Source organism: Streptomyces sp. NBC_01551, assembly GCF_026339935.1.
GTDB lineage: Bacteria > Actinomycetota > Actinomycetes > Streptomycetales > Streptomycetaceae > Streptomyces.
This window is the reverse complement of the sequence record NZ_JAPEPX010000001.1, coordinates 4,545,948-4,563,082: the sequence shown is the minus strand read 5'-3', so window position 1 is coordinate 4,563,082 and position 17,135 is coordinate 4,545,948. Positions and strand designations below refer to the sequence as shown.

Here is a 17,135-nt window from a genome sequence, read left to right as displayed (position 1 = left end):
CGTCCTGGATAGCGTTCGGGGAGTTGAGTACGTCCCTGGACGTCCCTAGGAGCTGGGATGGCGAACGAGCGGTTACGGTCGGCGATGCTCACGCACGGCGTCACGGTCGAAGCCATGGCCGAACATGTCGGCGTGGACCCCAAGACGGTGGAGCGGTGGATCTCCCAGGGGCGCGCCCCATACCGGCGCCACCGCCTCGCAATAGCCGCTCACCTGCGTGAGGACGAGGCGTACCTCTGGCCGAACGGACTACCTGACGGCCAGCGCAAAGACGCGGCTGACGCCGAGGTCCTCAAGGTCTATCCGCACCGCTCGTACGTCCCGCCGGAACTGTGGTTGCAGCTCTTCGGCCGGGCAGAGCGAGAGATCGGCGTACTCGTCCACGCCGGCGTGTTCCTCGCCGAGAATCCGCGGTGGCCCCAGCTACTCCGACTGAAAGCGGCCTCTGGTGTCCGCGCACGCATCCTGCTGGGCGATCCCGAGAGCCCTGAGATCCAGCGCCGCGGCCAGGAGGAGGAGATCGGGGAAGGCGTCGCCTACAAGGTTCGCGAGGTCATGAAGCTCTACCGCCCGCTCTACTCGGTGCCGGGGATCGAGTTCCGGATCCATCGGTCCACGCTCCACAACTCCCTGTACCGCTCGGATGACGAGTGGCTGGTGAACACCCAGGTCTATGGCGTCAGCGCGCCGATGGCCCCGGTCCTGCATCTGCGCCGCGTGGCCGGGGCCGAGCTGGTGTCGACGTACCAGCAGAGCTTCGAGAAGGTGTGGGAGGAAGCCGTCCCCTTCGAAAGGCCCTCATGAGCCGCCGTACCGACTACTTCGACGATCCCGCAGCCCCGAAGGCCAACAGCATCGTGCCGGCAGTCACTGCCTTCGTGGTGAACGACGCTGGTGACGTCCTCCTCGAACGGCGCTCCGACAACGGTCGTTGGGGCATGCCGGGGGGCGTCCAGGAGGTCGGCGAGAACATCGCGGGCACGGTCGTCCGCGAGGTCTTGGAGGAAACCGGCATTCACGTGGAGGTGGTGGGCCTGGTCGGCATCTTCACCGACCCGGGCCACGTCATCGCTTTCGCGGACGGAGAGGTACGCCAGGAGTTCTCACTCTGCTTCCGCGCCCGGCCGGTCGGCGGGGAGATCAGGGTGAGCTCGGAGTCGTTTGCGGTGCGATGGGTCCCGCGGGCGGAGCTGGAGTCCCTGGACGTCTCCCCCACCACGCGCCGGCGTTTGGAGGAGGGCTTCCGCGACGCGGCGACCCCGGTGATCAGCTGAGCCGCGCGCCGACGGCCTCAGCCTGCCGCTCCCGGACCCGGGCCACGCGCTCCAGCAGCTCGGGCCGCGCCGCGGACACAGCCCGGAAGACGACGTGGTCCGGGCCGTACCGCTCCAGTACCTCGGCGAGGCGATGGGCCGGGTCCACCAGGTCCCCGATCGGGCTGCTGGTCAGGTCGCAGTAGGTGATGGCATCGACCAACTCTGGCTCCGCAGGCCCGAACTCCGCGAGCGCATCGGCCAGCCCGAGTTCGGATGCTTCCCATGGCGAGGACGTGTGGAAGGCGACGATGCTGCACAACCGCGGATCGGCACCCACCACATCCCGCAGATACCGTGCGCCATCAATCATGTGCTGACCGGTGTCCACCGCACGCTCGGCATACCCGACGTCATGCGCGATGGCGGCGGCGGCCAGCAGTTCGGCGTCAGCACCAAGCGCCGGCGCCAGTGCCAGGGCTTGTGCGTAGACGCGCTGAGAGTGAGCCCACCGCCGCGGCAGGTCGTCGGCGAGCAGGGACTCGGCGAGATCGTGGGCCCACTTGGCCAACTGCATGTCCAGCGCCTCCGATGGAGTCAGAGCCAGGAGTTCAGGGTTCGGGCTTCAGGAGGAGGAACGGACGAACCGTCCCACGCCATGCCGAGCCTCGACGTGCCCGGCGGCCTCCAGCTCGCGCACTGCACGGCGCACGGTCCCACGGGCAACCGCGTACGTCTCAGCGAGCGCCGCTTCACTCGGCAGCCGGGCGCCGGCGGGAAGCTCCCCGCTCCGGATCTGCCCCAACAGGTCGTTCATGATCCGCTCGTACGGCGGAGCCTCGGCACTGCCGGCCACCGCACGCCCGACGCCAGCCACGGCCTTGACGGCCCCAGCCTCTTCGAGGGTCCGCAGCGCCCGCCGCACAGTCGTGCGCGCCACGCCGAACTCCCGCCCGATCTCCGCCTCGGACGGCAACCCGTCGGCGTAGTCCCCGGCAGCGATCCGCTCACGCAACACCTGAGAGATCACCTGATACGTCCCACGCGGACTGGGGCTCGGCACGCACTCCTCCTTCAACCTGGGTCGCGATCCAGCTTCGCACGCCCCCACCCCGCGGACGGGGCGTCCCAGCTGTCCGACTGTCCGGTTGGAACCCTGAGCAGCGCAAACGGCCCGGACAGCACGGTAGGGAGCTGTCCGGGCTGTCCGTCCTCACCCGCGCTCACCCTTCAGGAAAATGCATCCTTGAAGCCTCAGCGAGTGTTTCTGCAATCTCACGACGTCGCGCTTTATCAGGCTTCACGGTCTCACACTGAATCAACGCGTGGGCGATCCCCGCTGGCGGATCGTCAGGGATTGGGTCGTTGACCACGCCAGCGCCACAAGTACGAGGTGCGGCAGCCGAAAATCCGAAAGCCATCTGTCCCTCGCGGCGCGTCACAGCGCCAGGGCCGAGGCCCTTAGCCTCCAAGATGGAACTCCGATAGACAGATATTCCATCATCGTCCCACTGAAAGGCGGTTCGAGTGACAAATTTCTCACCTGTCTCGAGGTCGGGAATCAAGAAATCCGGGTGATTCGGAACGCGGCGATACATGATCTCACTGTTAGGAATTGACGCATCATCCCAGACCAACATTCCCCCCTCGCGCATTAAATCAGGAGAACAATGCCTTCCAGCCCGGATTTGCCACCCAAATCCGAGACGAGAGCATCCTTAGCGAACGCCTGACTTCGGTATACCCAATGCCGTCAGAACCCCAAGACCCTCTGATTCGAACTCGACCGTCGACATCAACGTAGCGCACGTACGGAGGCTCGTCTGGGAAGAATTCCAACTCGAGACGCTCGCGTCCCGCCCTCCACTCCAGAAGAACTGAACCATCTTCACCGGGAGTAATAAATGGGAAAATGGTACGGAAGTCCGCGAGCTTATCGAGGGTCCTATAGGCCGCCTGAGTAACCTCCTGAGAGACAGGGCCGGCATCACGCCCATCCCACCCGCGAGGAAGTCTCCGCATCTCACGGAGCTTGTCGCTGGCATACATCTGCAGCTCAAGTTTGCTTTCGATCTCGCGTTCGCCAGCGAGTCGACGACCGCTAGCGCGCGTCGACTTCCCCCGCCGGATCATCCACAGGCCGGCTTCACGACCCTCTCCCGAGCGTCCCCCGAGAGTGGGGAAGGTGCGCGCGATTGAGGCCCCGTACGCCGTCACGGGGTTTCACCCCAACTCGCCCGCATCGCAATGCTTGTAACGTCAAGAAAGGCCGAAGTCAGCACATCATGGGCACTCTCGAGCATGCTCACGTAGTCGTGGCCTTCACCGACCTCCCCTTCAGCATCCAGCGCTAGGGTGGAGCTGTAGACGAAATCGCCCGCCTCGTCCTCTCCCCCTGCCGAATCGACGCCAATCAAAACGGCAACCCTAGAATTCAACTCTGACTCTCGATATCGAATCCTGAAGCCGCAGTAGTCCGGGGCGCGAAACGGGAACGTCCCACCTGACGACCAACCTGAAAGGATCCCAGCCATGGCATCCTGCGCAGAGACTCCAGGAAGGTAGTTGACATACTGAGCATCGACCCGCCGAACAATGGGGATCGCACCTGACGCTTCACTTACGAGTTTCACGTACTGGGAAAACTTCCCCAGGAGCTCACCCTTGAGGGCCGCAAACCCCGGATAAGTAGGCGCCTCATCACCGAACGTCCACGTGATCAGGAATCTATCCTGCTGAAACTTGATGCTCTTGTCGCCGGATTCCGTCGAAAACGTACAGAGACCCATAGGCCAAGAGACCCCCGAACCCATGAACTCGACGTCGTCACCATCGGAGAGGCGCCAACGAGCGAGCGGGGTAGCCTCCTGGAGCGTTGGATACTCGGAGCGCCACTCAACGCGCAGTGGGGCCAGGTCAAGCGTCTGCAGCTTGGCAATGGGTTCCAGCATCAGCGCGAGGGTGACCTCACGCACTGGAGGCTGCTCAAAACGCAGCGAATCGGTCATCTGGCCTCCCCTGTGTTCAGGCTACCCGCATGCGCTGATCAAAAGACAGCTGTCGGCGAGATCTAGCATGGGCCTAGGGCATTGGACATATGCGGTGTTTGTCCACCATATGCAGGTCCTTCCACCCTCACGAGTGAAGCGGACCGATCACCGTCACCGCAAGCGGCGAGACCAGACGCCCGCTGCGGGCAGAGCCATGGCACGACACCTACCAAGCAGGAGACAAAGCGCGTGAGTGGTGCGTGAGCCACGTTGGCTGGCAGCGGAGAGAAGCACGCCCCCGCAGGTGAGCGACGGTCTTATACCGTGACTCCACACGCCCTCCGGAGCCGTGTGCGCAGGTTCGAATCCTGCCGGGGGCACTTCTGATGAAGTGCCTAGAGACCCCGCCACCAGCAGAGATGCTGAGGACGGGGTCTTCGCGTATGCGCAGCCGTGTGCTGCCGCATGCAGCCCTATGACAACCCCTGCGGGCTATACGCGGGATGGACGGCGCTCCATCTCCGCAGCTCAGCCCCGGAAAAGACGAAGGCCCCCGGGACAACACCCAGGGGCCTCGCAACCTACCGCCACTCGCTCGCGATCACTCGTACTCGCGCAGCAGATCTTCGATCCGCCGGTTGGCCACCTCCTGCCGCCCGTCGAGGCACTTCGCGTACCGACTCAGCAGCACCTCCACGCTGTTGCCGGCCCGCTCGGCGACCTCGGTGGGATCCACCCCCGCGTTGAGCCACGTCGAGAGCGCCGAGTGCCTCAGGTCGTACGGCCGGTGGGCGAGCGGCGAAGCCACCGCCGCTGGCGGCAGGGCGAGCGTCCGGGCCTCCTGCCAGGCTCGGTAGTAGCTGGACGACGAGACCACTCCCCCGCCCTCGCTGAAGAACAGCCGGCCGTCCGGGGTCGTACCGAAGGTGTCCAGGTGCTCGGCCAGGAGGGAGACGAGCTGCGGGGGCACCGGCACTCGGCGGATGTCCTCGGCGGGCCGGTTCTTCAGGCCCCGGTCATCATGGCTCTCCCCCGAGTCGGTCCAGCGCTTCCCGACGCTGGGGCGGGTCCGATGCACGAGAACCTCTCCCCAGCCGGAGGACGGCAGCGAGAGATCCGACTCGGCCAGGCCGACCGCCTCGGCGGGCCGGAGGCCGGCGAAGTACATGACGGCGAAGAGGCCCACGAGCCGCCGCCCACGAGCCCGCCGGTAGCCGCCCACATAAGAGACGGCGTGGAGAAGGGACCGCGCCTGTTCGGGATTCGCCACGACGCGCGGATCCACCTCTTTGGAGATCTTCGGTTTCTGCCACCGGACTCCGGTCAGCGGATTCTCCTTGAATTCCGAGAGATCCACCGCGTAGTGCAGGGCGTTGACCAGCGTGCGCCGTTTTCGCTGCACGGTCTCCGCGGCTGCAGCGGTCCCATCCAATTTGATCTTCAGGGAGTCGAGAACCATTCGACCAGTCACCGGGTCGGCAAGATCCGAGAGCGGTCGAGATGCCTTGGCCACCCAGTGCAGCGCCTCGGCGACATCGCTCGGCAGCTCCCGACCGTCGGGACCGGGCAGCACGAACGCCCAGTTCCGCAGTGCTCGCCGCAGGAGTCTCGACTCCGGGCGCCCCGGCCGATCTGCAAGCAGAGCCAGGGTGACGGAGGTCAGCGACTCGTTGATCCCGTCGCGGGTGTTCGGCGCCGCGTGCGGCCATTTCATGGCGAGGTAGCGCAGCGCGAATGCATACCAGGTCAGCGCTGACTTCTTCTCCGCCATCGAATCGGGGAATCCCGTATCGGTGTCGAATTCCTCGCCGTCTCGTGCAGCACGGAGAAGCTTCGACCGAAGGCTATCGGCCAGCGCCTTGGTCTTCCGTGTACGCGAACGGGGAACGCCCGCGACGGTCCAGCGCACCTCGTAGGACGGTCGCTCACCCGGCTTGGTCCGGATCGCCCAGACCCGCACATCGGTCGTCTTCACGCGGCCGCTCCTTCGCGAGCGCGCAGCCAGGCGTGGAAGTCGGAACGCCACACCCTCAGTTCGCCATTCGGCAGCGTGAAGGCCTTGGGCGCCTTGCCGAGCTCACGCCACCGGTAGAAGGTCCGCCGCGAGATCCCCTTCAGCTCAGAAAGGATCTCCGCCGTGGTCATCAGCTCGTCCTTCACGTCACGTCTCCTTCCAGGGCGATTGGTCGTACAGGGCTTCGCGGGCGGTCTGGCGGTTGAGCTGGATGCCGCGCGCGATGGTGGCGGCGAGAACGGATTCGCCGGGGGTGTGGCCGTGGCCGGCGTACTGCCAGGAGGCGAGGACGAGGACGGTGTCCGGCTCGATGTCATCGAAGCCGCGGGCTTCGCGTTCCTGGGCGGCCCGGTAGTCGGCGCGGGTCTGGCGAAGGGCTCCGAGGGTGGTGGAGTACTGGCGGGACTTGGTGGAGAAGTGGCCGCGGAAGCCGAGCATGTGCGACCAGGCGGCGAGGCGGCGGTCCGGGTAGAGCGGGTCCAGGTCGAGGCACGCACCGATCAGGCGGGCGGTGTGGTCGGGGACGTCGAGGATGACGAGGGCTTCGCGGTTGCCGATGCGGCGGTCGAGCGTGCCGGTGTTCTCCGCAGCCTTGGTCGCGTACTTGGCGACGTATGAGGCAACGGCCTGCTCTGTGATCTCCGCGCCATCCCCGAAGGCCTTGATAGGCCGTACGTCGAGCTGAGTGCCCCACTGGAAGGTACGGGCGGGCTGGTCGTCAGCGGCCGGCACCGACACCGAGGTGTACGAGTGGGCGGCCGCGGCCCGGATCGAGCGGTCGAGGAGTTCCGTGCTCGCCCAGGAGGGCGGCGGGCTGGACGGTCCGTCGGGGCCGTCAATGCGGATGACCGCGTGGAGGTGGATAGCGCCCCGTTTCTGGAACTCGGCGACCTTGCCGTAGGAGATCCGGGCCTGGTCCTTCAGCTCGCGTTGGGTCACTCCAGCGGAGGCGGCGATCTCTCGGCGAAGGCGGGTGGTGAAGCGCTGCCACAGCTGCCCAGCCATGTTGTTGAACAGGACGGCGGCGGCGTAGTCGTAGGTGGTCGGGTCGAGGGCGGTGCCGAGTTCGGCGTCGTGCTCCTGGTGGTGCTTGCCGCAGCGGCAGGGACGGCCGGCGGGGCGGTTGTGGACCGGGCCGAAGGACGGGGCGGTGAGGGTGGCGAAGACCCGGGGGTGCTCGCGGACGGTGGCGGGGATGTCGCGGCGGTCGTCTCCGGCGAGTCCGGCCCGGATCAGGTGGTAGGTGTCGCCCGCGTAGGTCCAGGCGCAGGCCGGGCAGCGGGAGGCGCGGCGGTTGCCGCAGGCGATGCGGAGACGGGCGCCGGGTTCGTTTTCCGTGGAGTAGCGGTGCAGGACCTCGCCCGAGGTCTTGTCCTTGGCGACGGTCCAGCCAGTGATGTGGATGGGGTCGGAGCAGCCGCTGGTGCGGCGGATCTGGTCTTCCCAGCGGGCGTAACCGGGAGCCCCGGCCACCTTCAGCATGTCGCTGAGGAGGCCGGGGTCCAGGTCCGCGAGGGTCGCGGGGTCGGTCACGCAGTCACCTGCCGGCGGACGGAGAGGGAGCGGCGGGTGCCGGTTCCGTGGCAGGCCGGGCAGTGGGCGGTGATGGTCCGAAGGGTGCCGGTGCGGTCGCGGCCGCCGAGGGTGATCGCGACGGAGGCGTGGCCGTCGCAGTCCGGGCATACAGGGGGCGGGGTGTGGTTGGGCTGGGCCATGATGGTCGTCCTTTCGATTGCGGTCGGGAGGGGCCGGTCCGTCCGGGCGGCGGCGATGCTTGGTGGCTTGTGCGCCGCCCGGAGGCCGGTCAACGAGTGGTGTTGCGCTGGCTGCGGCGGCCGTGGGTTCCCTTGGCCGCGTACATCGCGGCGTCGGCGGTGGCCAGGGCCTCGGAAAGGCTGCGGACGGACAGGTCGGCGAGTCGGCAAGTGCCGATGGAGACCGAGACAGGCAGCGAGCGCCCGTCGTACGTCACGGGGGCATTCAGGGCCGTGCTCAGACCGTCCAGGTCCCGGCGGCGGTGCACGGCGACGAACTCGTCTCCGCCGAGGCGTCCGACGTAGCCGTAGCGGTCGCACCAGGCGGTGAGGCGGGCGCCGGTCGCGGCGAGGGCGGCGTCTCCGGCGGCGTGGCCGTGGGTGTCGTTCAGGGTCTTGAAGTCGTCCAGGTCGAGGAGGAGGACGACCGAGTCCCTGTGCCGACGGATGAAGCGCTGGGCTCGGGCGGTCCATCCGGCGCGGGTCCGCAGGCCGGTCAGCGGGTCGCGGCGGGCGGTGGCGAGTCGGTGGGTCAGCAGGGCGGAGTGGGCGGCCCAGCCAGCGAGCGGCAGGCATAAGGCGAGCGATTGGGTGTCCACGATGCTCCTTCGTGCGGTCGGTAGTGGTGGCGGACCGGCTCCGGGTGGCGGCGCGATGCTTGGTGGCTTGTGGCGCCTCTCGGAGACCGGCGGGTCAGTGGTTCTTGAACTCCTGGCGCAGGGCCCGGATGAGGAAGAGCAGAACAACGCTGCTGAGGGACAGGGCAACCGCGGTGACCGCGACGGCCAGGAGCAGCGAGACGGCGACAGAAGCCAGGGCGAGGACTCCGACGACTCCGCCGGCGGCGAGGGCGAGCGCGGTACCGGGCGAGCTCTGGACCAGGCCGTCGAGGGCGGTCGGGGGCTTGGCGGGGACCGGGGCTGACGTGGAGTGCTCGACCGAGGCCGGGGCCGGGGCCGGGATGTAGGTGTCGGGGCGGGGGTACTGGGGCTTGAACACGGCCGTTCTCCTTCCGGGGCGGGTTACTTGTTGATCGCGGTGTCGATGGCCGGGGCGAGGAAGCTGTCCGCGAGGAGGAAACCGCCGAGCAGGATCACGGCGACGAGCCACCAGGGCGGGCGGATGAGCTTGATTCCGAGTGCGCCGATGACGATCAGCGCGAGCCAGAGCGGGACGTCCATGGGGTTGGCCTTCCGTTCAGCTGACGCGGCAGCGGTGGGAGCGGGCGGCGAGCTGGGCGGCGGTCGAGGAGCTGTAGTCCGAGGACCAGCCGCAGCCGTCGGCGGTGCACACGGCGGCGTCCTTGCTGCGGCCGTTGCGGTCGCGGTAGGTGCCAATCTGGACCGGGCCGATCTTCATAAGCGAGCGGAAGTTGATCCGGGTGGGCATGGGATCTCCTCTCAGGTGAGCTGGGCGGCGATGGCCTCGGCCATCAGGGGCGGGACGCCGAGCCGGGCGCGCAGGGTCTCGGTGTCGATGTCCGAGCCGGTGCGGGTGCGGTGGTCGGCGGCGATCTTCTGGGCGTGGGCGATGAGGGCAGGCGGGGCCGTGACCGTTGGGGCCTCGGGCGGCGCCGGGGCGGGCAGAGCGGGTATTGGCGCGGCTTGTACGCCGGGTTCTGTCTCCCGCTCCACCACGGGGAGCGGCGCCGCGACGGGCTCAGGATCCGGCGTGCTGGCCGTCGTAGGCCGGTGGACCAGGAGCGTTCCGCCGAGGAAGGCGAGCGCGGGCCATCCGGCGACGAGGATCCGGAGCCAGTCCGGGACGTCGCCCAGGTCGAGAAGGCCGGCGGTCGCGACGTTCGCGCCGAGCGAGGCCGCGAGGGCGACGGCGAACCAGGACCAGGCCGACCGCGAGGGCTCGCCCGCGTCCCGCAGGCTGCGAAGGCGGTGCCAGGCGGCAACGAGGAGCAGGTCCACGCTGACCGGGTAGGCCCAAGCCTTCCAACCGTCCTGTCCGGCGGCTTCCGCGAGGTCGTGCAGGTGGGCGAAGGAGAGTGCTCCGGCTATGACGGCCTGGACGAGGACGGCGTCCGGACGCACCAGGCGGGTCATGGTCTTCACCTCCTTTCAGGGATGGGGTGGGTAGGGACCTGGCGCGATGAGGCCGCGCCGACCTGGTGGATCAGGTGCTTGGAAGGCACCCGCTGAAGCGGCTTAGGGCTGGACCTTGCCAACGAGAACGCGGGCCGGCGGCTCGGGCCGGAAGGCGTCCAGTTCCGGGATTTCCGGGGTGCGGTAGGCGTGGGCGTTGCAGATGTCCACGGCCCGGCGGAGCGTGGTGTGCGGGGCCCGGATCCGGGTCCAGCCGCCGGAGGAGTCACCGGTCACGGCGGTACCCGGCCGCTCCCTGTCGATCAGGACGGCGGCTAGGACGGCGTCCGGTGAGATGTCCCCGAAGGCCATGTTCGCCGAGGCCTCGTCGTTGACGCGGTGGGCGGTACGGCCGGTGAGCTGGGCGCGGAGCATGGTGATGCCCTTGCCGAGTTCGGAGCCGAAACGCTGGCCGCAGACTTCGAGGTAGATGCCGGCGGCCCGCCCGAGCTGGGCGAGGCGGACCAGGTACGTGACGCTCTGGTCCCGCCGGGCCTCCTCGGCCCTGTTCGTGGCGAGGGCCAGCTCCGCGATCTCGTCCAGGACGAGTACGACGGGTACGGGGCGAAGGTGCGCGGGTAGATCCCAGATGTCGGAGGTGATTTCCGCATCCGGCACGGCGACGCTGATGCGTTGCTCGGCGCGGATCAGCAGGTAGACACGATCCATGTACCGGACGAGCGCCGCGAGCAGCTCAACCGCAGTAGCCGGGCTGTCGGCCAGGGCGGTGAACCGTGATGCCAGCGGCGTCAGTTCGACGCCGTTCTTGCAGTCGATGCCGACGAGCGCGACGTTACGCGGTGCCAGCGCGGCGATGAGCGTGCGCTGATAGACGGACTTCCCCGACTGCGTCGCACCGATGTTCAGAGCGTGCGGGACCTCCCGGTAGTCCCGGTGGTGCACCTGGCCGTCTTCCCGCAAGGCCACCGGCACCCTGACACCGTCAGCAGGCGAGGCCGGCGGCATGCGCACGCTCTTGAGTACGTCGTAGCCGGTCATCCGCAGCTCGACGACGCCGGACCGGATCTCCCGGCAGACGACGTTGTGCAGAGCGAAGGAGTGGCGTAGCCGATCGGAGGAGGCGGAGAAGTCGAAGGCGTCCTGTCCGGGCCGGGTCTTCAGACGCAGGAGCAGGCCCGTCGAGGTGAGCCGCAGCCGCAGGATGCGCGGCGAACGGGCTTCGGGAACGGCACGGTTGGTGACTCGGGCCAGCGCTAGCCGCCAGCGGGAGGGCGGGACGGTGAGCCCGCAGGCGTCCATGACCGAGCGGTAGCGGATCAGGACGCGGATCGTCGCGAAGGTGACCCCGAAGGTCATCCAATACCAGGTGGGCCGCAGCCAGCGCAGGACGAGGGCGAGGGCCAGAACCAGGACCACCGGCAGTGTGACCCATAAGGCGCTCATGCTCAGCTCGCCGGGGCCAGCGAGGTGACGGCGACGGCGCGGAAGCTGAGCCCGTGGCGCTTCTGGCCGTTGAACTCGTTCTCCCACGGCCGGGCGACCAGGCCGGTCAGCGCGACCGGGGTACCCATGGCCAGCTCGCCGGAGATGTCGGGCTCCGCCACCGTCACGGACACGACTTCGGCGTTGCCGTTCATCACGAACAGCACGTCCACGGTCATGAGGTTGCTGCCGGTCTCGTTGTCGACGGCGACCTGACCGGTCTTCTTGTCGCGCAGCTTGAGCTGCGGGGGCTGGGCGACCATCACGGTCGCGCCGGTGGTGTCGACGGGAATCATGCGCACAGCAGATCACTCCTCTATAGGGGTACGACTCCGTCACTCGTGTACATGAGTGACATGAAGAAGAGTGCCTGACTCCTATACATGAGTCAACCCGCTACGAAGAGAAACTCGCAGCGGGCTATGGGGAGTTGAGCGGGCGTCAGTCGCGCGCAGGGATCCGGTACTCGAAAACGAACTGGTCAGCGGCCATGAGGGTGTCGCAGACCTCGACCACCCGACCTTCCTCGGTAACAGCGTTGCGGAGCAGATGCACGACCGGCGCGCCGGGGCTCAGCGACAGCTCGGTGGCTTCGGCCTTGGCAGCCGGCCGGGCCTGGAGCGTCTCCACGTACTCGGCAAAGACATGGCCGTGGTCTTCCAGTCGGGCGTAGATGCCACCGGGGCCGGGGTTCTCGGCGAACAGCTCGGGGATGTCCTTCACCACGTCCCACGGCAGGTACGAGCTGGCCGTCTCCACAGGCGTTCCGTCCCGGAAGTACAACCGCCGCCGGGCCAGGACTTGAGTCCCCTCGGTGACACCGAGCCGCTCCGCGATTTCCTCGGGCGCTTCCATGGGCCCGATGAACAGCACGCTCACCTTGGCCTCAGCCCCGGACTGCGCGGACTCCGCTAGGTAAGCCGCCCGCCCTTCCTGCCGATGCGTACGCCGAAAGCGGTCCGAGGACCGGTGTCGTACGGGCGGCCGGGCCTTCACGATCGACCCCTTGCCGTGCCGGGTTTCCACGAGCCCACTGGCCCGCACCTCAACCATGGCTTTGCGGATCGTCCCCCCGGCGACGCCGTAGCGCTCCACCAGCTCCGACTCGCTCGGCACCATGTCCCCGGCCTTCAATGCGCCGGCCCGGATCTGCTGAACGATGTCGTCGGCGATCTGCACGTAGCGCGGCACAGCCCCTCGGCCACCTCCTACTGCGGTTCCCATAGTCCTTCCCTTCCTCCTATGCTCCTGTACATGAGTACGGGTTCCCCGCAGGTCAAGTCAACGCCACTGCACTCCGTGTCCGTGGCCGGGGCAGTGGTTCGCGAGGACGGCCGACTCCTGGCGATCCGACGAGCGGACAACGGGACTTGGGAACTGCCGGGCGGAGTTCTCGAACTCACAGAGTCCCCGGAGGCCGGCGTCCGCCGAGAGGTCCTGGAGGAGACGGGCATCGAGGTCGAGGTGGACGAGCTCACCGGGGTCTACAAGAACACGGCCCGAGGCATCGTCGCCCTGGTCTTCCGCTGCAAGCCCTCCGGCGGTGCCGAGCGCACGTCGGAAGAGTCGACCGCGGTTGCATGGCTCACTCCGGAAGAGGTGTCCGAGCAGATGTCCGAGGTGTTCGCGATCCGGCTCCTCGACGCCCTGGATCACGAGGGCCCCCACGTGCGCAGCCACGACGGCAAACAGCTGACCTCAGCCTGACCGGCGGGTCACGCGTCGCCCCACACTCGACGATCCCTGGCGACGCTGTAGAGGTGCTCGATCTGGGGTGCGGTGAGGACACCGGACAAGGGACCCAAGGCAGACACCGCCCGCTCCTGTAAGACCCGGACGCTGAGCTGCGTGGGAACCACGTCGAGCTTGAGGACGTCCACGAACACCAGAATCGGGCGCACGGGTACATCGAAGTCGCAGTACTGTCCCAGGACCTTGCGTGCGCGACCGGCCTCCGCTCGGCTCTTGATCACGTAGGGCTGGGCCTTGCCACCGTTGACCTTCACCATGTCGTCGCCCACCCACACTCGTTTCTGTGGGTGCCGCTTGGTGTTGATCGTGAAGACTCCGCCGGGCCCAATCAGTAAGTGGTCGATGTCCACTTGGCGGGGCAACGGGATCGCATGCAGCACACGCCATCCTTGGCGTTCCAGCCGTTCAAGCTCCCGCCCAACGCGCTGTTCGCCGACCAGCCCTGTACGCCAGGAGTCGTCATCGGTCCTGCGTCGAAGCACCCAAGCAATCACTCGCTGCCAGAGCCCTGGCCCGGATGCGGCGAGCCGCTGCCGCAGCTCCTCGCCAGGCCGATTCTTCGCGAGATCGTTCTCGGGCGTCAGCAGGGGCAGCGCACGAGGGGCGTCATCGCCTACGGCCGGCGTCGCCAGGCCTGGGGCCGGACCGGCAAACCGGGCCAGCGCAGCACCGACGGCATCCCGGTACTCGCTGACTAAGACAGTGGTCTCCCCAGACTTGCGATCCATCCAGCCGACCGCTGTCCCATCGGGCAGGTTCACGTACAGGCGATCATGCCCGTGCCGCTTCCACGAGGTCACCTTCAGGTTGTTCACTAGCCCCCCAAGCTCCGCAGAAATGTCACGGGCCATGGGAACAGCGGACTAGCGGGGCCACAAGAGCGCCCCTGCGGTAAGACTTTCCCTACTTCATCAAGCACCCGGCTGCGCTTCGCTTCGCCGGGCGGGCTTCCCGGCTCCGCTCCGCGCGACGCTCCTGCCTTCGGCCCGCTCCGCGCGCGCTGCGCCGACGCCCGCCCCTGCGAGTGGGATAGGCCCAAAGGCATGAGTCGGACCCGCGGGCCGGCGCTTCATCGCTCACCGACATGCCTCCGGCGGGGGACCAGCCGGCACCGGGATGGCGGGGGCACCGTCGCCGGGTGCCGGCCCGTGGATGGTTGGGGTGGGGGAACTCCCATCCCGTCCACCGTCGACCCAGGCAAGCCGAGCAGACACGGCACCGGGCGTCCAGGTCGTACGTCCAGTTGGGCGCTCCACCTGGACGCCCGGCACCGCGCCCGCTCCACATACGTGTGGGCCGACGGCGGACGGGATGGGAGTTGGGGTAGGTGCAGGTATCAGGGAAGTCGACGGGCGCTGCACCCTGACTCGCATCCAAATCATTTATGAAGGACTTCGTACATCGCTTGAAACAGCGCTTCCCTGGCCTCGCTCAAAGCGCCTTGCTGATACTGCCACTCGTCAGGAAAGTCTGAATCCTGGCCGTCATGCAACAGCGATGTCCAGGTTCTCATCATTTCATATGTTTCCCCCGCCATTTTAAGGAATTCCTTAATCTGCGGTTCTAGCTCCTTGGGCCCCTCAAGACGCAACGTATGCACATGCGCTCTAATTCTACCTATGGCGTCAGTTGCCACTTCCGCCTTGGTGGATTCAAAATTCGTGATCACCCGTCCCGCATCATCATACTGATCCGCGAGAAACCATCCGACTTCATCAATGGCATCCTCATATCCGTCGCAAGCGGCCAGCATCGCGGCATACGAATCCCGCCTCAGCTGCCACCTGGCCTGGTCTCGGGCAGCCTCGGCGGATTTAGCCACTTGCTCAAGGAGGGCAACCGCCTGCTGGGACGCCGCCTCGTGAGCCCTGGCAGCCTGGCGCAACATGCCGTAGAGGGCGAAGATGCCCACCAATACGGCACCACCCGTTGATATCACCCCGTTGAGCAGGGTGTACTTCCATTCTTCCATGCTCAGATCTTCAGTCAGTGTCGACTTGCTGTCAGCGGTTCACCGCAACCCGCACCAGCTGAGCATCCAGCGGCCGAAACTCCACCGGTTGTCGCGGTGTGACACCGCTCGTACTGCAGGGAGCAGCGCCAGGCCAAGGTCGTACCAACTTGGACCATTGTCAGCGCCTGCCGTTACTGTCAGGAAGATCGATCAGGTGGGGCTGCGACAGGGGGACGCGTGGGCGGTCAGTTGCGTGTTGGTCAGGTGTATCGCTACGCGACCGGCAAGGATCCGGTGCCGGAGGAGTTGCAGGGGTATCCCAACTTCCACCATGTGACTCACTCGCCGGACCTCGCCCGGGCCCTGCTGGAGGCCGGGATCAACGGTATGGCGAAGGTGCGGACGCCGGACGGGGAGCGGCGGCCGGTGATTCTCATCCGGTCGAGTCCCTGGAAGGCCGGCACCGAGCAGACGCCCTGGCATGACGTGTTCGACATGGACAACGGGCACGTCCGCTACTTCGGCGACCACAAGGCCACCACCACCGTCGCGCCGGGGAAGACCAACGGCAATGCGGCCCTGCTTGATGCCTTCACGGGGCACCAGGGGCACACGCCCGAGGAGCGGGCCGGCGCCATCCCGTTGCTGCTGTTCCGGGCGGTCTCGCGCAGCGGCAAGGTCAAGGGGCACGTCGAGTTCTGCGGTCTGGGGATCATCGAGCGGGCAGAGCGGCTGGTGCAGTGGGGTGGCAGCGACCACACGACGTTCACGAACTACGTCTACGACATCGCTCTCATCGACCTCACGGACGAGGACGACAAGGTCTCGTGGGAGTGGATCGACTCCCGCAGGGACAAGACCGTGCCCGACACGGAGACGCTCGAACTCGCCCCGCGGGCTTGGCGTGAGTGGGTCAAGCACGGGAACTCGGCCCTGCCCAGGATCCGCCGGCGGGTCGCCCGGGCCAAGGTGACCAAGGTGCCCGAGCAGCGACCCAAGCCGGGAACCACCGAAGCCAAGGACCTGGAGCTGATCTACAAGTACTTCGACGGGCGAAAGCACGACTTTGAGGCCGTCGCCTCCGCGGTCGCGGCCCGTGTGTTGCGGGGGGCCGGGAACAGCTACGTCGAGGGATGGCTGACCCGTAGGTCCGGTGATGGCGGGGCGGACTTCGTGGGCCGGCTCGACATCGGCAGTGGGCTGGCTGGCACCAGTCTCGTCGTCCTCGGTCAGGCCAAGTGCGTCAAGCTCGACAACCTGGTCACCGCCGAGCAGATCGCTCGCGTCGTGGCTCGTCTGCGCCGCGGCTGGATCGGCGTGTACGTCACGACCGGGGCCTACTCCGTGCCTGCACAGACCGAGATGGTCGAAGACCAGTACCCGATCGTCCTGGTCAACGGCATGGAGCTGGCCCGAGAACTCCGGAGCATGGCCCGGGACGACCACGGCGGAGACCTCGAAGCCTGCATCGAGCACATATTGACCGGCCGGGAGACCGCGGTCACGAACCGCCGCCCTGAAGAGATCTTGCTTGAGTAGCTTGTCTGCGAGCCGTGGCCTATTCGTGGACAGCAACGCCGGAGCACGCCCATCTTGAGCCCATGACCAGGTGAAACGCGTGAGATGCACGGGGCCTCCGGAGCCGTGTGCGCAGGTTCGAATCCTGCCGGGGGCACTTCGCAGGAAGTGCCCAAAGACCCCGCCATCAGCGAGTTAGCTGAGACGGGGTCTTCGCGTATGCGCAGTCAACTGCCCTGCTGTGCAGGCGTATGGCCACCTTGCGGCGGAGCGCAGCCTCCTCGTGGTGCCGGAGTGATCGCTGCGGTGAGGCCGAGACACCGAGATGAGTGGGGTCCCGTGGCCGACTGTGCCTCAGGGCATC

The 17,135-nt window shown here is 67.2% G+C and carries 21 protein-coding genes and 1 tRNA gene; 5 read left to right on the top strand and 17 right to left on the bottom strand.

Annotated elements, in window-relative coordinates; translation table 11 throughout:
- The first annotated feature begins 57 nt into the window (after window positions 1–57).
- Both OG982_RS20810 and OG982_RS20805 read left to right on the top strand, forming a co-directional pair.
- Window positions 58–804 (top strand): XRE family transcriptional regulator, encoded by a 747-nt coding sequence (locus tag OG982_RS20810; protein WP_266949057.1) that lies wholly within the window; start codon window positions 58–60, stop codon window positions 802–804.
- A complete protein-coding gene (locus tag OG982_RS20805) occupies window positions 801–1,274 on the top strand; it encodes an NUDIX domain-containing protein (protein ID WP_266949056.1) in 474 nt (157 codons plus the stop codon). Before OG982_RS20810 ends, OG982_RS20805 begins: the two co-directional genes overlap by 4 nt.
- Here OG982_RS20805 and OG982_RS20800 read toward each other — a convergent pair.
- From OG982_RS20800 to OG982_RS20790, 3 genes are all read right to left on the bottom strand, one after another.
- Entirely contained in the window at window positions 1,267–1,830 is a 564-nt protein-coding gene (locus tag OG982_RS20800; RefSeq protein WP_266949054.1) for an HD domain-containing protein, read from the bottom strand. The two genes, OG982_RS20805 and OG982_RS20800, sit on opposite strands and share 8 nt — an antisense overlap.
- A 48-nt stretch (window positions 1,831–1,878) precedes the next feature.
- Window positions 1,879–2,316, bottom strand: coding sequence for a GntR family transcriptional regulator (locus tag OG982_RS20795; protein ID WP_266949053.1), 438 nt, complete (start codon window positions 2,314–2,316; stop codon window positions 1,879–1,881).
- A 1,150-nt stretch (window positions 2,317–3,466) separates the two neighbouring features.
- A complete protein-coding gene (locus OG982_RS20790; protein ID WP_266949051.1) occupies window positions 3,467–4,261 on the bottom strand; it encodes a TIGR04255 family protein in 795 nt (264 codons plus the stop codon).
- Window positions 4,262–4,537: 276 nt separating this feature from the next.
- On the opposite strand from OG982_RS20790, the gene OG982_RS20785 reads away from it, so the two are divergent.
- Window positions 4,538–4,623: transfer RNA gene (locus tag OG982_RS20785), tRNA-Arg, on the top strand.
- Between the two features lie 221 nt (window positions 4,624–4,844).
- Here the strand turns inward: OG982_RS20785 and OG982_RS20780 are convergent.
- From OG982_RS20780 to OG982_RS20725, 12 genes are all read right to left on the bottom strand, one after another.
- Entirely contained in the window at window positions 4,845–6,218 is a 1,374-nt protein-coding gene (locus tag OG982_RS20780; RefSeq protein ID WP_266949049.1) for a tyrosine-type recombinase/integrase, read from the bottom strand.
- Entirely contained in the window at window positions 6,215–6,388 is a 174-nt protein-coding gene (locus tag OG982_RS20775; protein WP_266949955.1) for an AlpA family transcriptional regulator, read from the bottom strand. The genes OG982_RS20780 and OG982_RS20775 overlap by 4 nt, the downstream gene beginning before the upstream one ends.
- A 16-nt stretch (window positions 6,389–6,404) precedes the next feature.
- A complete protein-coding gene (gene repSA, locus OG982_RS20770; RefSeq protein WP_266949954.1) occupies window positions 6,405–7,739 on the bottom strand; it encodes a replication initiator protein RepSA in 1,335 nt (444 codons plus the stop codon).
- Window positions 7,740–7,786: 47 nt separating this feature from the next.
- On the bottom strand, window positions 7,787–7,972 hold the full coding sequence (locus OG982_RS20765; RefSeq protein ID WP_266949047.1) for a hypothetical protein: 186 nt from the start codon (window positions 7,970–7,972) through the stop codon (window positions 7,787–7,789).
- 89 nt (window positions 7,973–8,061) lie between these two features.
- A complete protein-coding gene (locus OG982_RS20760) occupies window positions 8,062–8,610 on the bottom strand; it encodes a GGDEF domain-containing protein (protein ID WP_266949045.1) in 549 nt (182 codons plus the stop codon).
- Window positions 8,611–8,704: 94 nt separating this feature from the next.
- Window positions 8,705–9,010: a hypothetical protein gene (locus OG982_RS20755; RefSeq protein ID WP_266949044.1), complete on the bottom strand. Its 306-nt coding sequence runs from the start codon at window positions 9,008–9,010 to the stop codon at window positions 8,705–8,707.
- A 23-nt stretch (window positions 9,011–9,033) separates the two neighbouring features.
- Window positions 9,034–9,192, bottom strand: a complete 159-nt coding sequence (locus OG982_RS20750) for a hypothetical protein (RefSeq protein ID WP_107419551.1) — start codon at window positions 9,190–9,192, stop codon at window positions 9,034–9,036.
- 16 nt (window positions 9,193–9,208) lie between these two features.
- Window positions 9,209–9,400, bottom strand: coding sequence for a mobile element transfer protein (locus OG982_RS20745; protein ID WP_266949042.1), 192 nt, complete (start codon window positions 9,398–9,400; stop codon window positions 9,209–9,211).
- Between the two features lie 11 nt (window positions 9,401–9,411).
- Window positions 9,412–10,065 carry a DUF2637 domain-containing protein gene (locus OG982_RS20740; RefSeq protein WP_266949041.1) on the bottom strand — a complete coding sequence of 218 codons (654 nt, stop codon included), beginning with the start codon at window positions 10,063–10,065 and terminating at the stop codon, window positions 9,412–9,414.
- A gap of 102 nt (window positions 10,066–10,167) precedes the next feature.
- Window positions 10,168–11,508: an FtsK/SpoIIIE domain-containing protein gene (locus OG982_RS20735; RefSeq protein ID WP_266949039.1), complete on the bottom strand. Its 1,341-nt coding sequence runs from the start codon at window positions 11,506–11,508 to the stop codon at window positions 10,168–10,170.
- A 2-nt stretch (window positions 11,509–11,510) separates the two neighbouring features.
- Window positions 11,511–11,849, bottom strand: a complete 339-nt coding sequence (locus OG982_RS20730; protein ID WP_266949038.1) for a hypothetical protein — start codon at window positions 11,847–11,849, stop codon at window positions 11,511–11,513.
- 139 nt (window positions 11,850–11,988) lie between these two features.
- Complete coding sequence (locus tag OG982_RS20725) at window positions 11,989–12,771, bottom strand: GntR family transcriptional regulator (RefSeq protein WP_266949037.1); 783 nt, start codon at window positions 12,769–12,771, stop codon at window positions 11,989–11,991.
- Between the two features lie 18 nt (window positions 12,772–12,789).
- On the opposite strand from OG982_RS20725, the gene OG982_RS20720 reads away from it, so the two are divergent.
- Entirely contained in the window at window positions 12,790–13,254 is a 465-nt protein-coding gene (locus tag OG982_RS20720; protein ID WP_266949036.1) for an NUDIX hydrolase, read from the top strand.
- Window positions 13,255–13,262: 8 nt separating this feature from the next.
- Here the strand turns inward: OG982_RS20720 and OG982_RS20715 are convergent, their stop codons facing one another.
- Together OG982_RS20715 and OG982_RS20710 are read right to left on the bottom strand one after the other, a co-directional pair.
- Complete coding sequence (locus OG982_RS20715; RefSeq protein WP_266949034.1) at window positions 13,263–14,150, bottom strand: nuclease-related domain-containing protein; 888 nt, start codon at window positions 14,148–14,150, stop codon at window positions 13,263–13,265.
- A gap of 527 nt (window positions 14,151–14,677) precedes the next feature.
- The gene (locus OG982_RS20710; RefSeq protein ID WP_266949032.1) at window positions 14,678–15,271 is read right to left on the bottom strand and encodes a hypothetical protein; all 594 of its coding nucleotides are present in this window, start codon (window positions 15,269–15,271) and stop codon (window positions 14,678–14,680) included.
- 315 nt (window positions 15,272–15,586) lie between these two features.
- Here OG982_RS20710 and OG982_RS20705 point away from each other — a divergent pair, with 315 nt between their 5' ends.
- On the top strand, window positions 15,587–16,792 hold the full coding sequence (locus OG982_RS20705) for a restriction endonuclease (protein WP_266949030.1): 1,206 nt from the start codon (window positions 15,587–15,589) through the stop codon (window positions 16,790–16,792).
- The last annotated feature ends 343 nt before the right edge of the window (window positions 16,793–17,135 follow it).

Coding starts and splice junctions, on each gene's coding strand:
- OG982_RS20810 (WP_266949057.1), top strand. CDS start 58: ATGGCGAACGAGCGGTTACGGTCGGCGATGCTCACGCACGGCGTCACG.
- OG982_RS20805 (WP_266949056.1), top strand. CDS start 801: ATGAGCCGCCGTACCGACTACTTCGACGATCCCGCAGCCCCGAAGGCC.
- OG982_RS20800 (WP_266949054.1), bottom strand. CDS start 1,830: ATGCAGTTGGCCAAGTGGGCCCACGATCTCGCCGAGTCCCTGCTCGCC.
- OG982_RS20790 (WP_266949051.1), bottom strand. CDS start 4,261: ATGACCGATTCGCTGCGTTTTGAGCAGCCTCCAGTGCGTGAGGTCACC.
- OG982_RS20775 (WP_266949955.1), bottom strand. CDS start 6,388: ATGACCACGGCGGAGATCCTTTCTGAGCTGAAGGGGATCTCGCGGCGG.
- repSA (WP_266949954.1), bottom strand. CDS start 7,739: ATGCTGAAGGTGGCCGGGGCTCCCGGTTACGCCCGCTGGGAAGACCAG.
- OG982_RS20765 (WP_266949047.1), bottom strand. CDS start 7,972: ATGGCCCAGCCCAACCACACCCCGCCCCCTGTATGCCCGGACTGCGAC.
- OG982_RS20750 (WP_107419551.1), bottom strand. CDS start 9,192: ATGGACGTCCCGCTCTGGCTCGCGCTGATCGTCATCGGCGCACTCGGA.
- OG982_RS20745 (WP_266949042.1), bottom strand. CDS start 9,400: ATGCCCACCCGGATCAACTTCCGCTCGCTTATGAAGATCGGCCCGGTC.
- OG982_RS20740 (WP_266949041.1), bottom strand. CDS start 10,065: ATGACCCGCCTGGTGCGTCCGGACGCCGTCCTCGTCCAGGCCGTCATA.
- OG982_RS20735 (WP_266949039.1), bottom strand. CDS start 11,508: ATGAGCGCCTTATGGGTCACACTGCCGGTGGTCCTGGTTCTGGCCCTC.
- OG982_RS20725 (WP_266949037.1), bottom strand. CDS start 12,771: ATGGGAACCGCAGTAGGAGGTGGCCGAGGGGCTGTGCCGCGCTACGTG.
- OG982_RS20720 (WP_266949036.1), top strand. CDS start 12,790: ATGCTCCTGTACATGAGTACGGGTTCCCCGCAGGTCAAGTCAACGCCA.
- OG982_RS20715 (WP_266949034.1), bottom strand. CDS start 14,150: ATGGCCCGTGACATTTCTGCGGAGCTTGGGGGGCTAGTGAACAACCTG.
- OG982_RS20710 (WP_266949032.1), bottom strand. CDS start 15,271: ATGGAAGAATGGAAGTACACCCTGCTCAACGGGGTGATATCAACGGGT.